The sequence below is a fragment of the Paenibacillus spiritus genome (genome assembly GCF_008710135.1).
GTDB classification, from domain to species: Bacteria; Bacillota; Bacilli; order Paenibacillales; family Paenibacillaceae; genus Paenibacillus_AQ; species Paenibacillus_AQ glufosinatiresistens.
In genome coordinates this window covers 1-16,685 of sequence record NZ_VYKK01000037.1, presented here as the reverse complement: position 1 = coordinate 16,685, position 16,685 = coordinate 1, and the positions used below count along the sequence as shown (strand labels likewise).

At 53.2% G+C, this 16,685-nt stretch carries 23 protein-coding genes; 21 read left to right on the top strand and 2 right to left on the bottom strand.

Annotation, left to right across the window (positions count from 1 at the left end):
- The first annotated feature begins 32 nt into the window (after positions 1–32).
- The 18 genes from rplO (at position 33) to F4V43_RS18815 (ending at position 12,555) form a co-directional block, all read left to right on the top strand.
- A complete protein-coding gene (gene rplO / locus F4V43_RS18900; RefSeq protein ID WP_150459826.1) occupies positions 33–473 on the top strand; it encodes a 50S ribosomal protein L15 in 441 nt (146 codons plus the stop codon).
- On the top strand, positions 473–1,774 hold the full coding sequence (gene secY / locus F4V43_RS18895; protein ID WP_150459825.1) for a preprotein translocase subunit SecY: 1,302 nt from the start codon (positions 473–475) through the stop codon (positions 1,772–1,774). The genes rplO and secY overlap by 1 nt, the downstream gene beginning before the upstream one ends.
- A 101-nt stretch (positions 1,775–1,875) precedes the next feature.
- Entirely contained in the window at positions 1,876–2,520 is a 645-nt protein-coding gene (locus F4V43_RS18890; RefSeq protein ID WP_150459824.1) for an adenylate kinase, read from the top strand.
- A 4-nt stretch (positions 2,521–2,524) separates the two neighbouring features.
- Positions 2,525–3,277 carry a type I methionyl aminopeptidase gene (map, locus tag F4V43_RS18885; protein WP_150459823.1) on the top strand — a complete coding sequence of 251 codons (753 nt, stop codon included), beginning with the start codon at positions 2,525–2,527 and terminating at the stop codon, positions 3,275–3,277.
- A 10-nt stretch (positions 3,278–3,287) separates the two neighbouring features.
- Positions 3,288–3,596, top strand: a complete 309-nt coding sequence (locus tag F4V43_RS18880; protein WP_150459822.1) for a KOW domain-containing RNA-binding protein — start codon at positions 3,288–3,290, stop codon at positions 3,594–3,596.
- Positions 3,597–3,598: 2 nt separating this feature from the next.
- Entirely contained in the window at positions 3,599–3,814 is a 216-nt protein-coding gene (gene infA / locus F4V43_RS18875; protein WP_018753971.1) for a translation initiation factor IF-1, read from the top strand.
- Between the two features lie 104 nt (positions 3,815–3,918).
- On the top strand, positions 3,919–4,032 hold the full coding sequence (rpmJ, locus tag F4V43_RS18870) for a 50S ribosomal protein L36 (protein ID WP_003322638.1): 114 nt from the start codon (positions 3,919–3,921) through the stop codon (positions 4,030–4,032).
- A gap of 19 nt (positions 4,033–4,051) precedes the next feature.
- Complete coding sequence (gene rpsM, locus F4V43_RS18865) at positions 4,052–4,420, top strand: 30S ribosomal protein S13 (protein ID WP_025693041.1); 369 nt, start codon at positions 4,052–4,054, stop codon at positions 4,418–4,420.
- A gap of 19 nt (positions 4,421–4,439) precedes the next feature.
- Positions 4,440–4,835, top strand: coding sequence for a 30S ribosomal protein S11 (gene rpsK / locus F4V43_RS18860; RefSeq protein ID WP_150459821.1), 396 nt, complete (start codon positions 4,440–4,442; stop codon positions 4,833–4,835).
- Between the two features lie 129 nt (positions 4,836–4,964).
- Positions 4,965–5,909 carry a DNA-directed RNA polymerase subunit alpha gene (locus F4V43_RS18855; protein ID WP_150459820.1) on the top strand — a complete coding sequence of 315 codons (945 nt, stop codon included), beginning with the start codon at positions 4,965–4,967 and terminating at the stop codon, positions 5,907–5,909.
- 36 nt (positions 5,910–5,945) lie between these two features.
- Positions 5,946–6,311, top strand: a complete 366-nt coding sequence (gene rplQ / locus F4V43_RS18850) for a 50S ribosomal protein L17 (RefSeq protein WP_150459819.1) — start codon at positions 5,946–5,948, stop codon at positions 6,309–6,311.
- Positions 6,312–6,614: 303 nt separating this feature from the next.
- On the top strand, positions 6,615–7,442 hold the full coding sequence (truA, locus tag F4V43_RS18845) for a tRNA pseudouridine(38-40) synthase TruA (protein WP_150459818.1): 828 nt from the start codon (positions 6,615–6,617) through the stop codon (positions 7,440–7,442).
- 172 nt (positions 7,443–7,614) lie between these two features.
- Positions 7,615–8,052, top strand: a complete 438-nt coding sequence (gene rplM / locus F4V43_RS18840; RefSeq protein ID WP_150459817.1) for a 50S ribosomal protein L13 — start codon at positions 7,615–7,617, stop codon at positions 8,050–8,052.
- A 20-nt stretch (positions 8,053–8,072) separates the two neighbouring features.
- Positions 8,073–8,465, top strand: a complete 393-nt coding sequence (rpsI, locus tag F4V43_RS18835; protein WP_150459816.1) for a 30S ribosomal protein S9 — start codon at positions 8,073–8,075, stop codon at positions 8,463–8,465.
- 169 nt (positions 8,466–8,634) lie between these two features.
- Positions 8,635–9,327: a phosphoadenylyl-sulfate reductase gene (locus F4V43_RS18830; RefSeq protein WP_150459815.1), complete on the top strand. Its 693-nt coding sequence runs from the start codon at positions 8,635–8,637 to the stop codon at positions 9,325–9,327.
- Positions 9,328–9,379: 52 nt separating this feature from the next.
- A complete protein-coding gene (gene sat, locus F4V43_RS18825) occupies positions 9,380–10,558 on the top strand; it encodes a sulfate adenylyltransferase (protein ID WP_150459814.1) in 1,179 nt (392 codons plus the stop codon).
- A 71-nt stretch (positions 10,559–10,629) separates the two neighbouring features.
- On the top strand, positions 10,630–11,403 hold the full coding sequence (gene cwlD, locus F4V43_RS18820) for an N-acetylmuramoyl-L-alanine amidase CwlD (protein WP_150459813.1): 774 nt from the start codon (positions 10,630–10,632) through the stop codon (positions 11,401–11,403).
- Positions 11,404–11,451: 48 nt separating this feature from the next.
- Entirely contained in the window at positions 11,452–12,555 is a 1,104-nt protein-coding gene (locus F4V43_RS18815) for an Mrp/NBP35 family ATP-binding protein (RefSeq protein ID WP_150459812.1), read from the top strand.
- Between the two features lie 61 nt (positions 12,556–12,616).
- Here the strand turns inward: F4V43_RS18815 and gerD are convergent, their stop codons facing one another.
- Entirely contained in the window at positions 12,617–13,303 is a 687-nt protein-coding gene (gene gerD / locus F4V43_RS18810) for a spore germination lipoprotein GerD (protein ID WP_150459811.1), read from the bottom strand.
- A gap of 200 nt (positions 13,304–13,503) precedes the next feature.
- Here gerD and F4V43_RS18805 point away from each other — a divergent pair, with 200 nt between their 5' ends.
- Positions 13,504–14,325 (top strand): PPK2 family polyphosphate kinase, encoded by an 822-nt coding sequence (locus tag F4V43_RS18805; protein ID WP_150459810.1) that lies wholly within the window; start codon positions 13,504–13,506, stop codon positions 14,323–14,325.
- Positions 14,326–14,355: 30 nt separating this feature from the next.
- On the opposite strand, the gene pdaB is transcribed toward F4V43_RS18805, so the two are convergent.
- On the bottom strand, positions 14,356–15,162 hold the full coding sequence (gene pdaB / locus F4V43_RS18800; RefSeq protein ID WP_150459809.1) for a polysaccharide deacetylase family sporulation protein PdaB: 807 nt from the start codon (positions 15,160–15,162) through the stop codon (positions 14,356–14,358).
- 100 nt (positions 15,163–15,262) lie between these two features.
- Here pdaB and F4V43_RS18795 point away from each other — a divergent pair, with 100 nt between their 5' ends.
- Both F4V43_RS18795 and F4V43_RS18790 read left to right on the top strand, forming a co-directional pair.
- Positions 15,263–15,865, top strand: a complete 603-nt coding sequence (locus F4V43_RS18795) for a stage II sporulation protein M (RefSeq protein ID WP_150459808.1) — start codon at positions 15,263–15,265, stop codon at positions 15,863–15,865.
- Between the two features lie 203 nt (positions 15,866–16,068).
- Positions 16,069–16,299: a hypothetical protein gene (locus tag F4V43_RS18790; RefSeq protein WP_066367494.1), complete on the top strand. Its 231-nt coding sequence runs from the start codon at positions 16,069–16,071 to the stop codon at positions 16,297–16,299.
- Positions 16,300–16,685: the final 386 nt, after the last annotated feature.

Here is a 16,685-nt window from a genome sequence, read left to right as displayed (position 1 = left end):
CATCCATTCATAGACATAAGGAGGTGCAAACGATGAAGTTACATGAACTTGCTCCGGCCCCAGGCTCCCGCAAGGAACGCAACCGTGTAGGCCGCGGTCCTTCCAGCGGTAACGGTAAGACATCCGGCCGTGGTAACAAAGGTCAAAACGCCCGTTCCGGCGGCGGTGTGCGTCCTGGATTCGAAGGCGGCCAGAACCCGCTCTATCGTCGTCTGCCTAAGCGTGGTTTTGTCAATCCTACCCGTAAAGAGTACGCGATTGTGAACCTTGACGATCTGAACAGCTTTGCAGAAGGCACGGAAGTAACTCCGGCTCTGCTGGTTGAAACCGGCGTTGTGAAGAACACGAAGAGCGGCATTAAGATCCTCGGCAACGGTGAACTTACCGTGAAGCTGACTGTTCAAGCAAATAAGTTCTCTCAATCTGCGGTAGAGAAAATCGAGGCTGCCGGCGGTAAAACCGAGGTGATCTAATGTTCAAGACGCTTAAGAATATATGGCATGTCGAGGATTTGCGCAAAAAGATACTGTTCACCCTCTTCGTCTTTATTATCTACCGGATCGGCTCTTTCGTGCCGGTTCCGGGGGTTGATAAAGAGGTGCTGACCAACACGAGCAACGAAGCAGGTAATGCTTTGATGAGCTTGTTCAATACGTTCTCGGGAGGAGCTCTCAAGAACTTCTCTATCTTCGCCATCAGCATCTACCCGTACATTACGGCATCGATTATTGTGCAGCTTTTGTCGATGGACGTCATCCCTAAGTTCGCCGAATGGGCGAAGCAAGGGGAGCACGGCAAGAAGCAGTTGGCCCAGATTACCCGGTATGGAACGGTTGTACTGGCGCTGATTCAGGGCTTTGCGACTTCGATCGGATTCAACCGCATCTATTCGCAGGATATGATGCCGAATGCGACAATCGCAGATTACCTGTTGGTTGCCATCATTTTGACAGCCGGTACTTCTTTCCTGATGTGGCTCGGTGAGCAGATCACGGAAAGAGGAGTAGGGAACGGGATTTCGATCCTGATTTTTGCGGGAATCGTCGCAGGCATTCCAGGAATGATTACACAGACGTCCCAGTCGTCGTTTGTCGAACCGGGTCAGACCTTCCTGAATATTCTTAAAGTCGCGGTCGTTGTAATCGTGATTATCGCGGTTATTGTCGGGGTTATCTTCGTACAGCAAGGCATTCGGAAAATCCCGGTCCAATACGCCAAACGCGTAGTGGGAAACAAGATGTACGGTGGACAGAATACGCATATTCCGCTTAAAATTAATGCGGCTGGCGTTATTCCGGTCATTTTCGCCGTGTCGCTGCTCCAGTTCCCGATTGTTATCGCCAACTTCTGGTCGACTCATCAGTGGGCCAAGTGGGTCTCCACCCACCTGTGGTACGACAAACCGCTCGGCATGGTCCTCTATGTGATCATGATCATCGGTTTCACCTTCTTCTACACCTTCGTGCAGATGAATCCGCAGCAGATGGCTGATAACATGAAGAAGAACGGGGGCTACATTCCAGGTATCCGCCCGGGTAAGGCGACTGAAAAATATCTGACTCGGGTTATGTCCCGCCTGACGATGTCGGGTGCGATTTTCCTGGCTCTGATTTCCATTCTCCCGGTATTCTTCGGTAACGTAACCGGCCTCCCTCGTTCGGTGAAGATTGGCGGCACTTCGCTGCTTATCGTGATCGGCGTCGCGCTGGATACGATGAAGCAGATCGAGAGCCAGTTGATTAAACGCCATTACAAAGGGTTCATTAATAAATAGGCGATAGGTTCCGGCGAAGCGATTGCATGCAGTAACACTTCCCGGCACCTATTGTGCTGTTTCTTGCTTGGTGGCGAACTGCTAAAGGGGAGAGACGTATCGTGAACATTCTATTCATGGGCCCTCCTGGGGCAGGCAAAGGAACGCAGGCGGCTGTGATTGTGAAGGAATTCGGCATTCCGCATATTTCGACAGGAGATGCTTTCCGTTTGGCGATCAAGCAGGGAACTCCTATCGGGCTGCAGGCGAAATCTTATATGGATCAAGGCCTGCTGGTGCCGGATGATGTGACGATCGGGATCGTGGAAGAGCGGCTGCAACAGCCGGATTGCCAGCAGGGATTTCTTTTGGACGGTTTTCCAAGAACCTTGTCGCAGGCTGAAGCGCTGGAAGGCATTCTGGCTCGCCACAACACATCTCTTCATCATGTGATTAACCTGAATGTGGACCGCAGTCTTCTGATGGCCCGTCTGACAGGTCGGCGTATCTGCACGGTGTGCGGCGCCTCTTATCACTTGATCTTCAACCCGCCTGCGCAACCTGGGATCTGCGATCTGGATGGCGGCGCATTGTATCAGCGTCCGGATGACAACGAAGAAAGCGTCGGCAAGCGTCTCGATGAATATGACAACAAGACCGCGCCTCTGCTGCATTTCTACGAAAATAAAGGGCTGCTGCGTCAGGTGAACGGAGAAGACGAGATCGAATCCGTCTCCGCCGAAATTGTGTCCTTACTGCGAGGTTAGTGTAATGATCATCTGTAAGTCCGAACAGGAACTTGCGTTAATGAGAGAAGCGGGAAGAATTGTTGCCGAGACTCACCGTCTCATGGCACAGGCCATCGAGCCTGGGATTACGACCGGGGAGCTCGACAGAATCGCCGATCAATACATTCGCAGTCAAGGGGCTGTGCCGTCTTTTAAAGGCTACAACGGTTTTCCTGCCAGCATTTGCGCTTCAGTCAACGAACAATTGGTGCACGGGTTCCCGAACAAGCGGAAGCTGGTGGAAGGCGATATCGTATCGTTGGACATCGGAGCCCAGTACAAGGGATATCATGGCGATTCCGCCTGGACCTACGGGGTAGGCAGCATTTCCGAAGAAGCCCAGCGTCTGCTGGATGTCACGGAAGGCTCCCTGTACGCAGGTCTGGAGCTGATAAAGCCGGATGTGCGCCTGTTTACAATCTCCCACGCGATTCAGAAATACATTGAGGCTGCCGGGTTCTCGGTGGTACGAGAGTATGTCGGTCATGGCGTCGGGGCAGAACTGCATGAAGATCCGCAAATTCCGAACTACGGGGTTGCTGATCGTGGACCGCGGCTGAAGCCGGGCATGGTGCTCGCGATTGAACCGATGGTGAACGTAGGCAAACGTTATGTCCGTACGCTGGAAGACAACTGGACGGTAGTAACGGTGGACGGTTCGCTGTGCGCTCACTTCGAGCATACGGTTGCGGTTACGCCGGAAGGCATGGAAATTTTCACGAAACTGGATGCGTAGGTGATCTTTGTTGAATGCTGAGAGCAGCCCGCAGGTCGGTCAATTGGTGAAAATCCTCAAAGGCAAGGATGCCGGAGAGTATGCCGTGGTTATCGCGGTTGTGGACGGCAAGTTCGTGCAAATCGCAGATGGCGCCAAACGGAAGTTCGACGCTCCGAAGAAGAAGAATATTCTTCATCTGGAGCTCTGTCCGAGCGTCAGCAGCGAGGTTGTGAACAGTTTGAAGGAGAACGGACGGGTGACGAACGGCAAGCTGCGGTTCGCAGTGATCGACTTCGTCAGAACGACCGGAACAAGCGCCGAGAAGAAAGGAGAATAACTGTGGCTAAAGAAGACGTCATTGAGGTGGAAGGTACCGTCATTGAACCGTTGCCGAACGCAACATTCAAGGTCGAACTTGAGAATGGCCATCAAATTCTTGCCCATGTTTCCGGCAAGCTGCGGATGCACTTCATCCGGATTTTGACCGGGGACAAAGTAGTTGTACAGTTATCGCCTTACGATTTGTCGAAAGGCCGCATAACGTACCGCAAATAACAGGCTGAACCGTCCGGTAATGAGCATTCAGATGCGGACGTTTAACCGCGCGTAGACGTTTGAAGTCAAGTTTTGCCCTGCAAAACGATTAGGAGGTAATCAACATGAAGGTAAGACCTTCTGTAAAGCCCATTTGCGAAAAATGCAAAGTCATTCGCCGCAAGGGTACGGTTATGGTAATTTGCGAAAATCCGAAGCACAAACAAAAACAAGGTTAATAGAAGGGGGTGTAGCGTAATGGCTCGTATAGCTGGTGTGGATTTGCCACGTGACAAACGCGTTGAGATCGCCTTGACTTACATTTTCGGAATCGGTAGAACAACTTCTCAGAAAATTCTGAAGGAAACAGGCATTGACGTTAACACACGTGTCCGTGATTTGACGGAAGATGAAGTCAGCAAACTGCGTGAAACGATCGACAAATCGGTCAAGGTAGAAGGCGACCTGCGTCGTGAAATTTCCTTGAATATTAAGCGTCTCACCGAAATCGGATGCTATCGCGGTGTTCGTCACCGTCGTGGTCTGCCGGTTCGCGGTCAGCGTACTAAGACGAATGCCCGTACCCGGAAAGGCCCGCGTCGTACGGTAGCAAACAAGAAGAAATAACAAGGGGGGATAAGAGACAATGGCTAAACCGAAAAAAGTCGTGCGCACAAAGCGTCGCGATCGCAAGAATATCGAATCCGGCGTGGCACATATCCGTTCCACGTTCAATAACACCATCGTTACGATTACGGATCCTCACGGCAACGCGATTTCCTGGGCCAGCTCCGGCGGTCAGGGATTCAGAGGTTCCCGTAAGTCCACTCCGTTCGCCGCTCAGATGGCAGCAGAAGTTGCTGCAAGAGCTGCAATGGAACACGGCATGAAATCCGTAGAAGTTATGGTTAAAGGACCGGGCGCGGGCCGCGAAGCAGCCATCCGTTCCCTTCAGGCTGCAGGCCTCGAAGTCAACCTCATCAAAGACGTCACTCCGGTTCCGCACAACGGATGCCGTCCGCCGAAACGTCGCCGCGTATAGTGCATCAGCGTTGGGGATGTGGTATAAAACTGGCGCCATCTGCTAATAATGGTTGTTTAGGCATACTACATGATCCACCTGATGGGGTGAAAGTTTCATTTAGGAGCGACGTTGAAGGAGGGTACACTCGTGATAGAAATCGAAAAGCCGAAGATTGAGACCGTGGAAGCCAATGAAGAAGGAACCTATGGAAAATTCGTAGTAGAACCGCTGGAACGTGGATACGGCACGACTCTGGGGAACTCGCTTCGCCGGATTCTGCTGTCCTCCCTCCCGGGAGCCGCAGTGACCTCGGTCCAAATTGACGGCGTTCTGCATGAGTTCTCCACCGTTCCCGGCGTTATGGAAGACGTGACCGAGATCATCCTGAACCTGAAAGCTCTCTCACTGAAGATCCATTCGGATGAAGAGAAAGTGTTCGAGATTGATGCGGAAGGGGAAGGCGTGGTTACCGCCGGAGATATCCGCGCGGACAGCGACGTTGAGATCCTGAACCCGGACCTTCATATTGCAACGCTGGGACCTGGCGCGAGATTGCACATGCGTATCTTTGCCGGCCGGGGCCGCGGTTACGTCCAAGCGGACCGTAACAAGCGCGAAGACCAGCCGATTGGTGTGATCCCGGTGGATTCCATCTACACGCCAATTTCCCGCGTTAATTATTCCATCGACAATACTCGTGTAGGTCAAGTGACCAACTACGACAAACTGACGATGGAGATCTGGACGGATGGCAGCATCCGGCCGGAAGAAGCTGTTAGCCTTGGAGCCAAGATTTTGAACGAGCACCTCCTTCTGTTCGTGGGTCTCACGGACGAAGCGAAGGACGCCGAAATCATGGTCGAAAAGGAAGAAGACAAGAAAGAAAAAGTTCTCGAAATGACAATCGAAGAGCTGGATCTTTCCGTACGTTCCTACAACTGCCTCAAGCGTGCCGGTATTAACACGGTACAAGAGCTGACCACGAAGACCGAAGAAGATATGATGAAGGTCCGCAACCTGGGCCGCAAATCTTTGGAGGAAGTTCAAGAGAAGCTGGAAGAGCTGGGTCTGGGACTCCGTACGGAAGAATAACAGTCACCGATTGATTGCGAAGAAGGAGGGACAAACATGGCATACCAAAAGTTGGGCCGTGATTCCAGTGCGCGTAAAGCATTGTTCCGCGATCTGGTAACGGACCTGTTCTTATACGAGCGTATCCAAACGACGGAAGCCAAAGCGAAAGAAGTTCGTTCGATCGCTGAAAGACTGATTACGAAGGCGAAAAAGGGCGATCTGCATGCCCGCCGCCAGGTAGCTGCTTTCGTACGTCGCGAAACGGTGGATGGCGAGCAGGATGCAATCCAGAAGCTGTTCGCAGACATCGCTCCGCGTTACAGCGAGCGTCCAGGCGGATACACACGTATCCTGAAGCTGGGACCACGCCGCGGCGACTCTGCGCCTATGGTGTATCTGGAACTGGTAGACCGCGCGTAAGCATCAAGCAAGCTTACGATTTCTTGTGAATTGGTTCATTGGAATGTGCCCGATCCTCGGCTCGGCTTGTCCTACAAGGCATGACGCCCGCTCACGGCCCCGCCGGGGCACGGCGTCACAAGCTGAGAGAGGCGGCGGCATTCCGGCTCCTTCGGGCGGCTTGATCTATCGGATATCTGCATAGGTATCCGCCTGTCGTGCAGGAAACCGCGGAAATCCGCTTGTTCAATAGAAGGAGCTCCGGAGTGGGGCTTCTTTTTTTGTGGCGTCGGCGTCATTGTATTGGGGAGAGGAAGAACAACCATGCGCAACCTGCTGATGAAGGTCGACTATGACGGTACCCACTACGAAGGCTTCCAGACACAGCCGAGCGGCCGGACCGTTCAGGATCATCTGGAACAGGCCATCTGTCAGTTGACCGGCGAGAAGCTGAAGATCACCGGCTCGGGAAGGACGGATGCCGGGGTTCATGCCTACGGGCAGCCTTTTAATTTCATTACCGAATCCCGCATACCGCTGGAACGATGGTGCCTGGCACTGAATACCCGGCTGCCGCTGGACATAGTCGTTACGGAGGCAAAAGAGGTTCCGCTGTCTTTCCATTCCCGCCGGTCAGCCAAGCGGAAGACTTACCGTTATGCGATTAACGGCAACCGTTTCCCGGACGCTTTTCAGCGCCGTCTGCAATATCATCACCCGACACCGCTGGATGCAGAGGGGATGCAGCAGGCCCTTGCCCACGTCGTGGGAACCCATGACTTCACCTCGTTTGCTTCGCGTAAATCGACCAAGGAGTCTCATGTGCGCACGATCTATGAGGCTAGGCTGGAGATTGACCGGAGCAGCTGCAGACCCGGGTCCAAGGATCAGGGCATCCTGTATACCTATATAACCGGTAATGGATTTCTGCAATATATGGTCCGGATCATTATGGGGACGCTGATCGAAGTAGGCGAGGGCAAGCGCCGGCCCGATGACATGAGAGCAATCTTGGAGGCCTGCAATCGGATGAAGGCAGGACCGACGGCGGTAGCTCATGGGCTTACCCTCTGGAGCGTAGAGTATGATCCATGCATGCTGACGGAGAGCAGGGAATCCAACGAAAATTTAATTCAGCAGAACGGGAATTAAGTGTTGCTTTGCCTTTGAACATACTGTAAAATAAAAGTTGTGTTTTCTTGATGGCTATCCCACAGCCCCGATCAAGAAGATGCCGCTAAACAGCATTACCCAACCTACAACAATAACGAATAATGAACTCAGATATACGAGATTTTCGTACGAGAACAAGGAGGAACTATTGATGCGTACCACTTACATGGCGAAGCCGAACGAAGTTGAGCGCACTTGGCATATCATTGATGCCGAAGGCAAAACTCTCGGTCGCTTGGCGAGCGAAGCCGCTGCCCTGATCCGCGGCAAGCATAAACCACAATTCACCCCGCATGTGGATACTGGCGATTTCGTTATCGTAATCAACGCCGAGAAGATTCACCTGACTGGCAAGAAACTGCAGAACAAGAAATACTATCGTCACTCGATGCATCCGGGCGGTCTGAAAGTTACGACCGCACAGGATATGTTGAACAGCAAGCCGGAGCGCGTTATCGAATCCGCTGTACATGGCATGATTCCGAAGACTCGCCAAGGCAACGCAATGAAGCTGAGACTGAAAGTATATGCCGGCACCGAGCATCCACACGCAGCACAAAAACCTGAAGTTTACGAACTTCGCGGATAAAATTCAAGGAGGACAGTTTCATGGCACAAGTACAATACTATGGGACAGGTCGTCGTAAACATTCGGTAGCACGTGTTCGCCTCGTACCGGGTGAAGGACGCATTGTCATCAACAAACGCGACATCAACGATTATTTTGGTCTGGAGACACTGAAGCTGATTGTTAAGCAACCTCTGACTCTGACTGAAACCCTGGGCAGCTACGATGTAATCGTACTGGCTCATGGCGGCGGCATCTCCGGTCAAGCCGGTGCGATCCGTCATGGTATCTCCCGCGCTCTGCTGAAAGCAGACCCGGAATACCGTTCCGCTCTGAAGAAAGCCGGCTTCCTGACACGCGATCCGCGTATGAAGGAACGTAAGAAATACGGCCTCAAGGCCGCTCGTCGCGCTCCTCAGTTCTCGAAGCGTTAATATTCGTTGCAATTACCGAACCCTTTCTCTCGCAGAAAGGGTTTTTTGCGTCTTCCGGAGCTAAAGTTCTTGCTCCGTTCATTGACAACGGATGTAAATCATTTATACTATTGCATATAAGTTTAGTTGGTTTTATTGGCCTTATTTCTAGGATGGGGGAACCGAGAAGATGAATTTGCTGGAGAAAGAAGAACTGATTCGTGTTCAGGCGGAAGAATTGGAGCATGCAACGCCGGAAGAGATTATTCGGTGGGCAGTCGATGCTTTTCCAAATATAACATTCGCTTGCAGCTTCGGTGCAGAAGATGTGGTGCTGGTGGATATGATGCAGAAGGTGAGCCCGGTGACGGATATTTTTTATCTGGATACGGACTTTCATTTCCAAGAGACTTATGAGACCCGCGATCAAATGGCAGCGAAATACGGGTTGGAATTTGTGCGGGTAGCTCCGCAGCTTACACCGGAAGAACAAGCTCAGCAATATGGAGAGGCGCTATGGAGCGTGGATGCCAATCAGTGCTGCAATATCCGTAAGGTGGAGCCGCTGACACGCATTTTGTCCCAGTACGACGCTTGGATTACCGGCATCCGCCGCGACCAGGCTCCGACCCGGGCCAATGCCAAGAAGATTGAATATGATTATAAATTTGGGCTCGTCAAGTTCAACCCGATTGCCGACTGGACCACAGAGGATGTCTGGAATTACATCCGGACCAATAACGTGATCTATAACCCGCTGCATGACCGCAATTATCCGAGCATTGGCTGTGAATACTGTACCCGGGCCGTCATGCCCGGCGAAGACCCCCGTGCCGGACGCTGGTCGGGGTCGGACAAGACAGAGTGCGGATTGCACAAATAAACGACGAAGCAACAAGGCAACGGTCAACCTTACAAAAGGAGAGAGATGAACGATGACGTCGATACTTCCTCACGGGGGAACGCTGATTAACCGGCTGGCAGAGGGAGAAGAGCGTCTGAAGCTGCTGGAAGAGGCGGCGGGACTCCCGCGCATTGAGATTAGCACTTGGACAGTCTCTGATCTGGATCTGATTGCAGTGGGAGCTTTCTCGCCGCTGACCGGCTTTTTGAACAAAGAAGACTACGAGTCCGTCGTTAAGACCATGCGACTGGCCAATGGAACAGTCTGGAGCATTCCGGTGACCTTGGCGGTAGACGAATCCCGGGCTTCCGAGCTGGCAGCGGGAACGCGCGCGGCGCTGGTAGGACAAGAGGATGACGTCGTTTATGGACTGATTGACGTGGAGAGCGTCTACACCGTTGACCAGAGCGTAGAGGCCCAGCATGTATTCAAGACAACTGATCCGGAGCATCCGGGCGTAGCCAAGCTCCTGGCTCGACCTTCTACCTATGTGGGAGGAACAGTAACCGTCCTGAATCGGCCGCAGCCCGAGAAATTCGGAGAGTTCTATTTTGACCCGGCCGAGACGCGGCGTCTTTTTGCAGAGAAGGGTTGGAGAACCGTCGTTGGTTTCCAGACCCGCAATCCGGTCCACCGGGCGCATGAATATATTCAGAAATCGGCTATGGAGATTGTAGACGCGCTCTTCCTCAATCCTCTTGTAGGGGAGACCAAATCGGATGATGTGCCGGCCAACGTACGGATGAAGAGCTACCTGGTGCTGTTGAAGAATTACTACCCGGAGAATCGTACGTTCCTGGGCGTGTTCCCGGCGGCTATGCGCTATGCGGGACCCCGGGAGGCTATCTTCCATGCGATGGTGCGCAAGAATTACGGCTGCACCCACTTCATCGTCGGCCGCGACCATGCGGGCGTCGGCGATTATTACGGCACTTATGAAGCGCAGGAGATCTTCTCGAACTTTACTGCGGAGGAACTCGGCATTACACCGCTGTTCTTCGAACACAGCTTCTTCTGCACCAAGTGCGGCAATATGGCTTCCAGCAAGACCTGCCCGCACCCCAAAGAATCGCACATGACGTTGTCCGGCACCAAGGTGCGCGCGCTGCTCCGGGACGGGGTATGTCCGCCTCCCGAGTTCACCCGGCCGGAAGTGGCCGAGGTGCTGATTGAAGGCATGCAAGAGTCGGCTGCCCCAAGCGGTTCCTGACGATCCGGCATAAATGGCCCTCTTGTCCCATATAGATGAGTAGAATCTATGGGGACGAGGGGGTCTTTGTTATGTCCGGCCGCCATCGGCGTAAGGTCTCGGTCTGGATTTCTTGGAGTCGCATCAAAAGAGGCTGCGCCGGCGCAGCGCTGCTGGCTCTGCTTATCGGTATTGTAGCTTATGACATGCCCACCGCCCGGACATGGGATTACTGGAGCCTGCCGCTGTCGGGCCGGGTCATTGCCATTGATGCCGGTCACGGCGGTCCCGACGGAGGAGCCGTCAGCCGGCAAGGGCTGATCGAGAAAGAAGTCAATCTTGCGGTTTCTTTGTACCTGCGCGATTATCTCCAGCAGGCTGGCGCCATCGTTGTCATGACCCGGGAGGGAGATAATGACCTGGCAGGAGAAGGTACGCGCGGATATGCCAAGCGGAAGACGGAAGATCTCAAGCAGAGAGTGCGGACGATTGAGGAGAAGAAGGCGGATCTGTTCATCAGCATTCATATGAACAGCATACCGTCGGCCCGGTGGAGCGGTGCCCAGACCTTTTATTATCCGAACCATCCGGACAATGCCGAGCTGGCCCGCCTGATCCAGTCGGAGATCCGCGGAACGCTGGAGAATACCGACCGGGTAGCCAAGACCGTCCAGACGGTCTATCTGCTGCGGGCGCTCCGGATGCCATCGGCGCTGGTGGAGGTGGGATTTCTGTCTCATCCCCAGGAATCAGTTCTGCTGGGGGACGATTTGTATCAGCGAAAAGTGGCGACTGCCATCTATCGGGGAATTCTTCGGTATGAGGCGGGGGAGAAAGCGGGGGACTACTCTTCGCCAAAAGGGTAATGATATAATAGACTGAAATCCAACCGATAGAAAGCGAAGGTGCTTGTCATGCTCTCCAGGGAACAGATACAGGAAATACTGCTGCCGATTCAAGATTCCTCAACCGGACACAGCCTGGTCGAGCTGCAGCTCATACGGGATATTATGGTCAAGGAAGACCGCATTTCACTGTCGCTGGTCTGTCTCGATTCCGATGAAGGCAGACGGATGGAACTGGAGCAGGCGGTCAGGGACCGTCTCCAGGAAGCGGGCGTCGAGAGCGTCCACATCCGGCTGCGCGATGCCACCGAGCATGAGCGCGGCCAGATCGCCCAGAAGACGGGAGAGGGCGCAGGCTACCCGCAGGAAGACCGTTTGAAAGGACATGCCGCCGGCCTGGACGACCACCAGATGCTGAGTGAGCAATCGGGCATTAACTTCATTGCGGTAGCGAGCGGCAAGGGCGGCGTCGGCAAATCGACCGTGACCGTTAACCTGGCGGCGGCGCTTGCCCGCAGAGGCTACCGGGTAGGGCTCATTGATGCCGACATTTACGGATTCAGCATTCCCGATATGATGGGGATTGAAGAAGGGCCGGAGGTCGAAGAGGGAGTCATCCACCCGGTGGAGCGCTTTGGCGTCAAGGTCATGTCGATGGGCTTCTTCATCCGCGAGAACAACCCGGTAATCTGGCGGGGACCGATGCTCGGCAAAATGCTGCGCCAATTCTTCACCGACGTAGCCTGGGGCGATTTGGATTACCTGCTGCTTGACTTGCCGCCGGGCACGGGGGATGTAGCTCTCGATGTGCACCAGATGCTTCCGCACAGCAAAGAAATCATCGTCACTACGCCTCATGCCACAGCGGCTTTTGTAGCGGCCAGAGCCGGGGCTATGGCCCAGCAGACCGATCATGAAATCCTGGGGGTCGTCGAGAATATGTCTTATTATGTGTGCCCCGGCTGCGGCAAGAGGGAGTATGTCTTCGGACGCGGCGGCGGAGCCAAGCTGGCAGAGACGCTTCACACCGATCTGCTGGCGCAGATTCCGCTCGGAGCGCCGGACAATCATATCGCGGAACCGGACTTCTCTCCGTCTGTCTACAAGGCAGGCACCGACACAGCCCGGCTGTTCGAAGAAATGGCGGATCGCATTGCAGTGAAATGCCAATGACAATCTAAGAAATCTGCGCAAAAATCCGGAAGCATCCCGTTAGGGATGACTCCGGATTTTTTTACTGCCCCGATCCCTGCCCGCCGCCGCTTTCCGATTTCTGTCCGCCGCCGGAGCCGCCGCCCGAACCGCCGCCCTGCTTCTCCTCTTTGGGCTGCAGTTCTTCCTTGACGACCGTCTTCAGCAGATCCATCACCTCCATGCGGAACAGGGGATTCTGCATCGTCTCCTGCATGATCGTCATCGTCTGCTTCCGGTAATCCGACGTCTTCGTCAGATCCAGGAACATCTTCATCACTTCCGGCGATTTCATGATGGCTTCCACCGATTTTTGATAGGTGGGGTCCTTGATCAGCTGCAGATGAAGCTGCTTGCTCTGGGAACTGATAGCCTTGGCAAAATCGCCGGCAAATTTCGGGTCGGTCATTATCTTTTCAATTTCCTTTTTGTACTCAGGAGCCGTAATCGTATCCTTCACGGCCAGCCGGATTTGCTCGTTGCTCTGAAGCGGCAGACTCTGCATGCTAAGCCCGCCGCTCGAACCGCTTCCCCCGGCTTTGGAAGAAGACATGGCCTCCTCCACTGCTTTTTTGCCTTCTTCGCTCTTGAGAATGTCAACGACCATGGTCTTCATTTCCTTGTAGCTGACCTGCTGGGACGAGGAGCCGCTTTGCTCGCTGCCGCAGGCGGTCAGCGTCAGAAGAAGAAGGACGCCCATTCCTGCCCTCCGTGTCGTGCCCGGCTTCATCGCGCTGCCTCCCTTATCGGATTGAATGGGGTTAGTATGCGCCGGAGAGGAAGACATTTATGAGGAATTGCCGCAGCATTTTTCCCGGCAGAGCTGCCGCAATTCTCCTGTAGCTGACTCGTTGCCGGCCGCTGATGGCTGGTTAGATCAGCCAAGCATCGGTTAAAAATTAAAGAAAGAGGCAGGAGGCGAAACGGAAGATGAATATAGACCGCTATCTCATCAACAATACGAATGACCGCATTTTGTCCAAGCTGGACCCGGAAGATACCGGCTCTTTCCGCGATAAGGAAGAAGCCGAGGCGAAGATGGAAGCCTTGAAGGAGCGGCTGGCCGAGCTGCAGGACATCTTGTTCGCCCAGAAGGAGAAGTCTCTGCTGGTCGTTCTTCAAGGCATGGATTCCAGCGGCAAGGACGGTACCGTGAAGCACATTTTCTCGGGGGTGAATCCTCAAGGATTTACCGTAACCAGCTTCAAAAAGCCGTCCCTGGAAGAGGCGGCTCATGATTTTCTATGGCGGGTGCATATGAAGACTCCGGCAAAAGGCTACATTTCCGCGTTTAACCGCTCCCATTACGAAGATGTGCTGGTGCCGCGCGTGCACGGCGGTCTGGATAAGGAAGAGCTGAAGCGCCGGTTCAAGCATATCCGTCATTTTGAAGAGATGCTGACCGATCAGAATACCGTGATCCTGAAGCTGTTCCTTCACATATCCAAGGAGAAGCAGCTGGAGAAGATCCAGGAGCGCCTTCAAGACCCGACCAAGCATTGGAAATTCGATGTCAGCGATCTGGAGGAACGCAAGTTCTGGGATGATTACCAGGACGCTTACGAGGACGTCTTCAGAGAAACGTCGACGGACACGGCGCCTTGGTACTGGATTCCGGCGAACCGGCGCTGGTACCGCAATTATCTCGCCTTATCCATCGTAGTGAAGACGCTGGAAGGCTTTGATCTCCACTATCCCAAGCTTAATTCGCCGACACCGGATATCTCCGAGCTGATTTCTCCCCGGCATTGACGGCCAGGCAGCGGTTCTTTAAGATGGGCCCTATAGGCCTGCTGCGTCTTCCAGACGGTCGTTCATCCAAGCGGAGTCGCGGACCTCTTTGCCTTCGGCAGTTCCTTGATTGATCAGCTCAGATACCGTGACGAACTCATAGCCCTGTCTGCGCAACTCGTCGATAATAAGCGGCAGGGCTTCATGGGTTTGTTTACAGGAATCGCTGGCATGCAGCAGCACAATATCGCCGGGATGAGCTTTGGTCGTTACCCGGTTAACGATGTTCTGCACTCCGATGTTTTTCCAGTCGAGAGAATCCGTATCCCACTGAATGACCTTATATCCGAGATCGGTCGCCACCTGAAGCACCCGCTTGTCGAAATCCCCGTTGGGCATCCGGATCAGATTTGGCGTCTTTCCGGTCATATCCGTAAGAACGGTCTGGGCGGTTAGAATCTGCGTGCGGATGTCTTCATTGCTCAGTGTGCTGTAATTGACATGCTTATGCCCGTGGCTGCCGATTTCATAGCCGGCGTTCTTGATCGAAGCGACAATGTCGGGATGCGTCTTGCTCCAGGGAGAAGAGAGGAAGAAGGTGGCTTTATCGACCTTTTTGTCCTCCAGCACCTGCAGGATCGGCCCCGGACGCTTCTCTCCCCAACTGATGTCAAAGGTGAGGGCAATAAGCTTCTTCTCTGTGGGCACACTGTAGATAGCGGAGGGAGTGGTGGAATCCGAGAAGACCGTGATATTGCCTCTCTCGACATACACAATACCGGCAGCCAGCAGCGCGGCGGCGAAGGCGTAGAAGAAACGCTTTATTTTTCGGCCGCTGAATACATAAAAGGAATTCATTCGTTCAGGCTCCTCTCCTAGTAACGGGCTTGTTTGTTCTAAATGTATGCCCGTACGAGAGGGTTATGACTTGGACCGATACGAACATGAGAGGTGAACGATGTTATCGCCATTGACCTTCCTTCGGGATTTGAGACAAATAAAAGGGGCGCTTTGGACAGCGCTCATCTTCTTTGCAGGCGGCATTGCAGCCGGATGGTTCGGCACGGGCGGGCTTGAGTCGCTGCTGAACAGCCAGATGGAGGGGCTGGGGAGGACTGCCCAAAATTTGCGGGAATCTTCCTCGCCTCAAATGTCCTTCTTTATTTTCATCTTCTTGAACAACAGCATTAAGAGCGTGGTCATTCTTTACCTGGGTGCGTTGTTTGGCATCCTTCCGGCTCTGTTTCTGGTCATTAACGGCGGAGTGATCGGCTATCTTGTTCATCGCGCGAGCCTGCAGGGGGCGGATCTGTTTGATCTGATAGTAAAAGGACTGCTTCCTCACGGGGTTATCGAGATCCCGGCGCTGCTGATTGCTTGCGCTTATGGAATCCATTTCGGACGGAGAGTGTTTGACAGCCTGGGAAGACGGCAGAACCGGGAAGCGGCAGGTTGGTCCGTATTCATGCGGCAGACACTGACAGCCTCGGTATGGATTATTCTGCTTCTGCTGATTGCGGCAGTTATCGAAAGCACGCTGACCTTTGCGCTCCTCTCCTAGAAATCCGGACAATTTGAGGGAAGAGCGGCGTCTAGAGAATCCTTCGGGGTAATAAAGTAATAGAGGACCGGTTTTCAAAAGGGAAAATTTATAATTTTGGTTATAAATTAACGACTTCGGTTAATCTAGTGTAAGCGATACATGACCCATACGGCAGAAGCTCTTCGCCTTGAATCGTTCTATACATGAAGGAGGTCAAACCAATGCTGGGGATGTTGTTCAACGAGAAAGAATGCAAGGAGCTCGATTATGTGCTCCGCAAAGAGCTGGATGAAATGCTGCTGGATCTCAGCGATCAGCGGCTCGATCAGAATATTAGACATGCGATAGCCAACCGGTACAAGACGGTGTTCCGGATGTACGCCCGATTTGCGCCTCAAAAGGAACTGTCCAAGTATGCATGGGGCGGGAAATCATCGCAATTCAAGCACTAACCTAAATGAGTTATTTAAATAGGGTTGACTTTCAAAGGGGCGCTGTGATAAATTATATCTCGCGCTCCTTTTTGTATGGATGGAGACGCAAGGCAAATCGGAATTTTGAAATTAACTTTTTCAAAAAAAAGACTTGCCAAGATGATAAACTGTATGATATATTATAAAGGTCGCTGCGACGCACTGATAAGTCAAAGCAGACAAGATGGTTCTTTGAAAACTGAACATCGAGTGAGTGAAATATCGAGAATAACATCTCGTCAGATTCATCTTATGAGCAAGTCAAACGAACTTGTTCGTCCGAAAGGATCGGCTCAGCCGAGCTTGATACCTTTCGGACGTTCAGCTCGACGAAGGTCGAGCCTTTTATGGAGAGTTTGATCCTG

Bases quoted from the DNA above. Each gene is read 5' to 3' on its own strand.
- rplO (WP_150459826.1), top strand. From the start codon at position 33: ATGAAGTTACATGAACTTGCTCCGGCCCCAGGCTCCCGCAAGGAACGC.
- secY (WP_150459825.1), top strand. From the start codon at position 473: ATGTTCAAGACGCTTAAGAATATATGGCATGTCGAGGATTTGCGCAAA.
- map (WP_150459823.1), top strand. From the start codon at position 2,525: ATGATCATCTGTAAGTCCGAACAGGAACTTGCGTTAATGAGAGAAGCG.
- rpmJ (WP_003322638.1), top strand. From the start codon at position 3,919: ATGAAGGTAAGACCTTCTGTAAAGCCCATTTGCGAAAAATGCAAAGTC.
- rpsM (WP_025693041.1), top strand. From the start codon at position 4,052: ATGGCTCGTATAGCTGGTGTGGATTTGCCACGTGACAAACGCGTTGAG.
- rpsK (WP_150459821.1), top strand. From the start codon at position 4,440: ATGGCTAAACCGAAAAAAGTCGTGCGCACAAAGCGTCGCGATCGCAAG.
- rplQ (WP_150459819.1), top strand. From the start codon at position 5,946: ATGGCATACCAAAAGTTGGGCCGTGATTCCAGTGCGCGTAAAGCATTG.
- truA (WP_150459818.1), top strand. From the start codon at position 6,615: ATGCGCAACCTGCTGATGAAGGTCGACTATGACGGTACCCACTACGAA.
- rplM (WP_150459817.1), top strand. From the start codon at position 7,615: ATGCGTACCACTTACATGGCGAAGCCGAACGAAGTTGAGCGCACTTGG.
- rpsI (WP_150459816.1), top strand. From the start codon at position 8,073: ATGGCACAAGTACAATACTATGGGACAGGTCGTCGTAAACATTCGGTA.
- F4V43_RS18830 (WP_150459815.1), top strand. From the start codon at position 8,635: ATGAATTTGCTGGAGAAAGAAGAACTGATTCGTGTTCAGGCGGAAGAA.
- sat (WP_150459814.1), top strand. From the start codon at position 9,380: ATGACGTCGATACTTCCTCACGGGGGAACGCTGATTAACCGGCTGGCA.
- cwlD (WP_150459813.1), top strand. From the start codon at position 10,630: ATGTCCGGCCGCCATCGGCGTAAGGTCTCGGTCTGGATTTCTTGGAGT.
- F4V43_RS18815 (WP_150459812.1), top strand. From the start codon at position 11,452: ATGCTCTCCAGGGAACAGATACAGGAAATACTGCTGCCGATTCAAGAT.
- gerD (WP_150459811.1), bottom strand. From the start codon at position 13,303: ATGAAGCCGGGCACGACACGGAGGGCAGGAATGGGCGTCCTTCTTCTT.
- F4V43_RS18805 (WP_150459810.1), top strand. From the start codon at position 13,504: ATGAATATAGACCGCTATCTCATCAACAATACGAATGACCGCATTTTG.
- pdaB (WP_150459809.1), bottom strand. From the start codon at position 15,162: ATGAATTCCTTTTATGTATTCAGCGGCCGAAAAATAAAGCGTTTCTTC.
- F4V43_RS18795 (WP_150459808.1), top strand. From the start codon at position 15,263: ATGTTATCGCCATTGACCTTCCTTCGGGATTTGAGACAAATAAAAGGG.
- F4V43_RS18790 (WP_066367494.1), top strand. From the start codon at position 16,069: ATGCTGGGGATGTTGTTCAACGAGAAAGAATGCAAGGAGCTCGATTAT.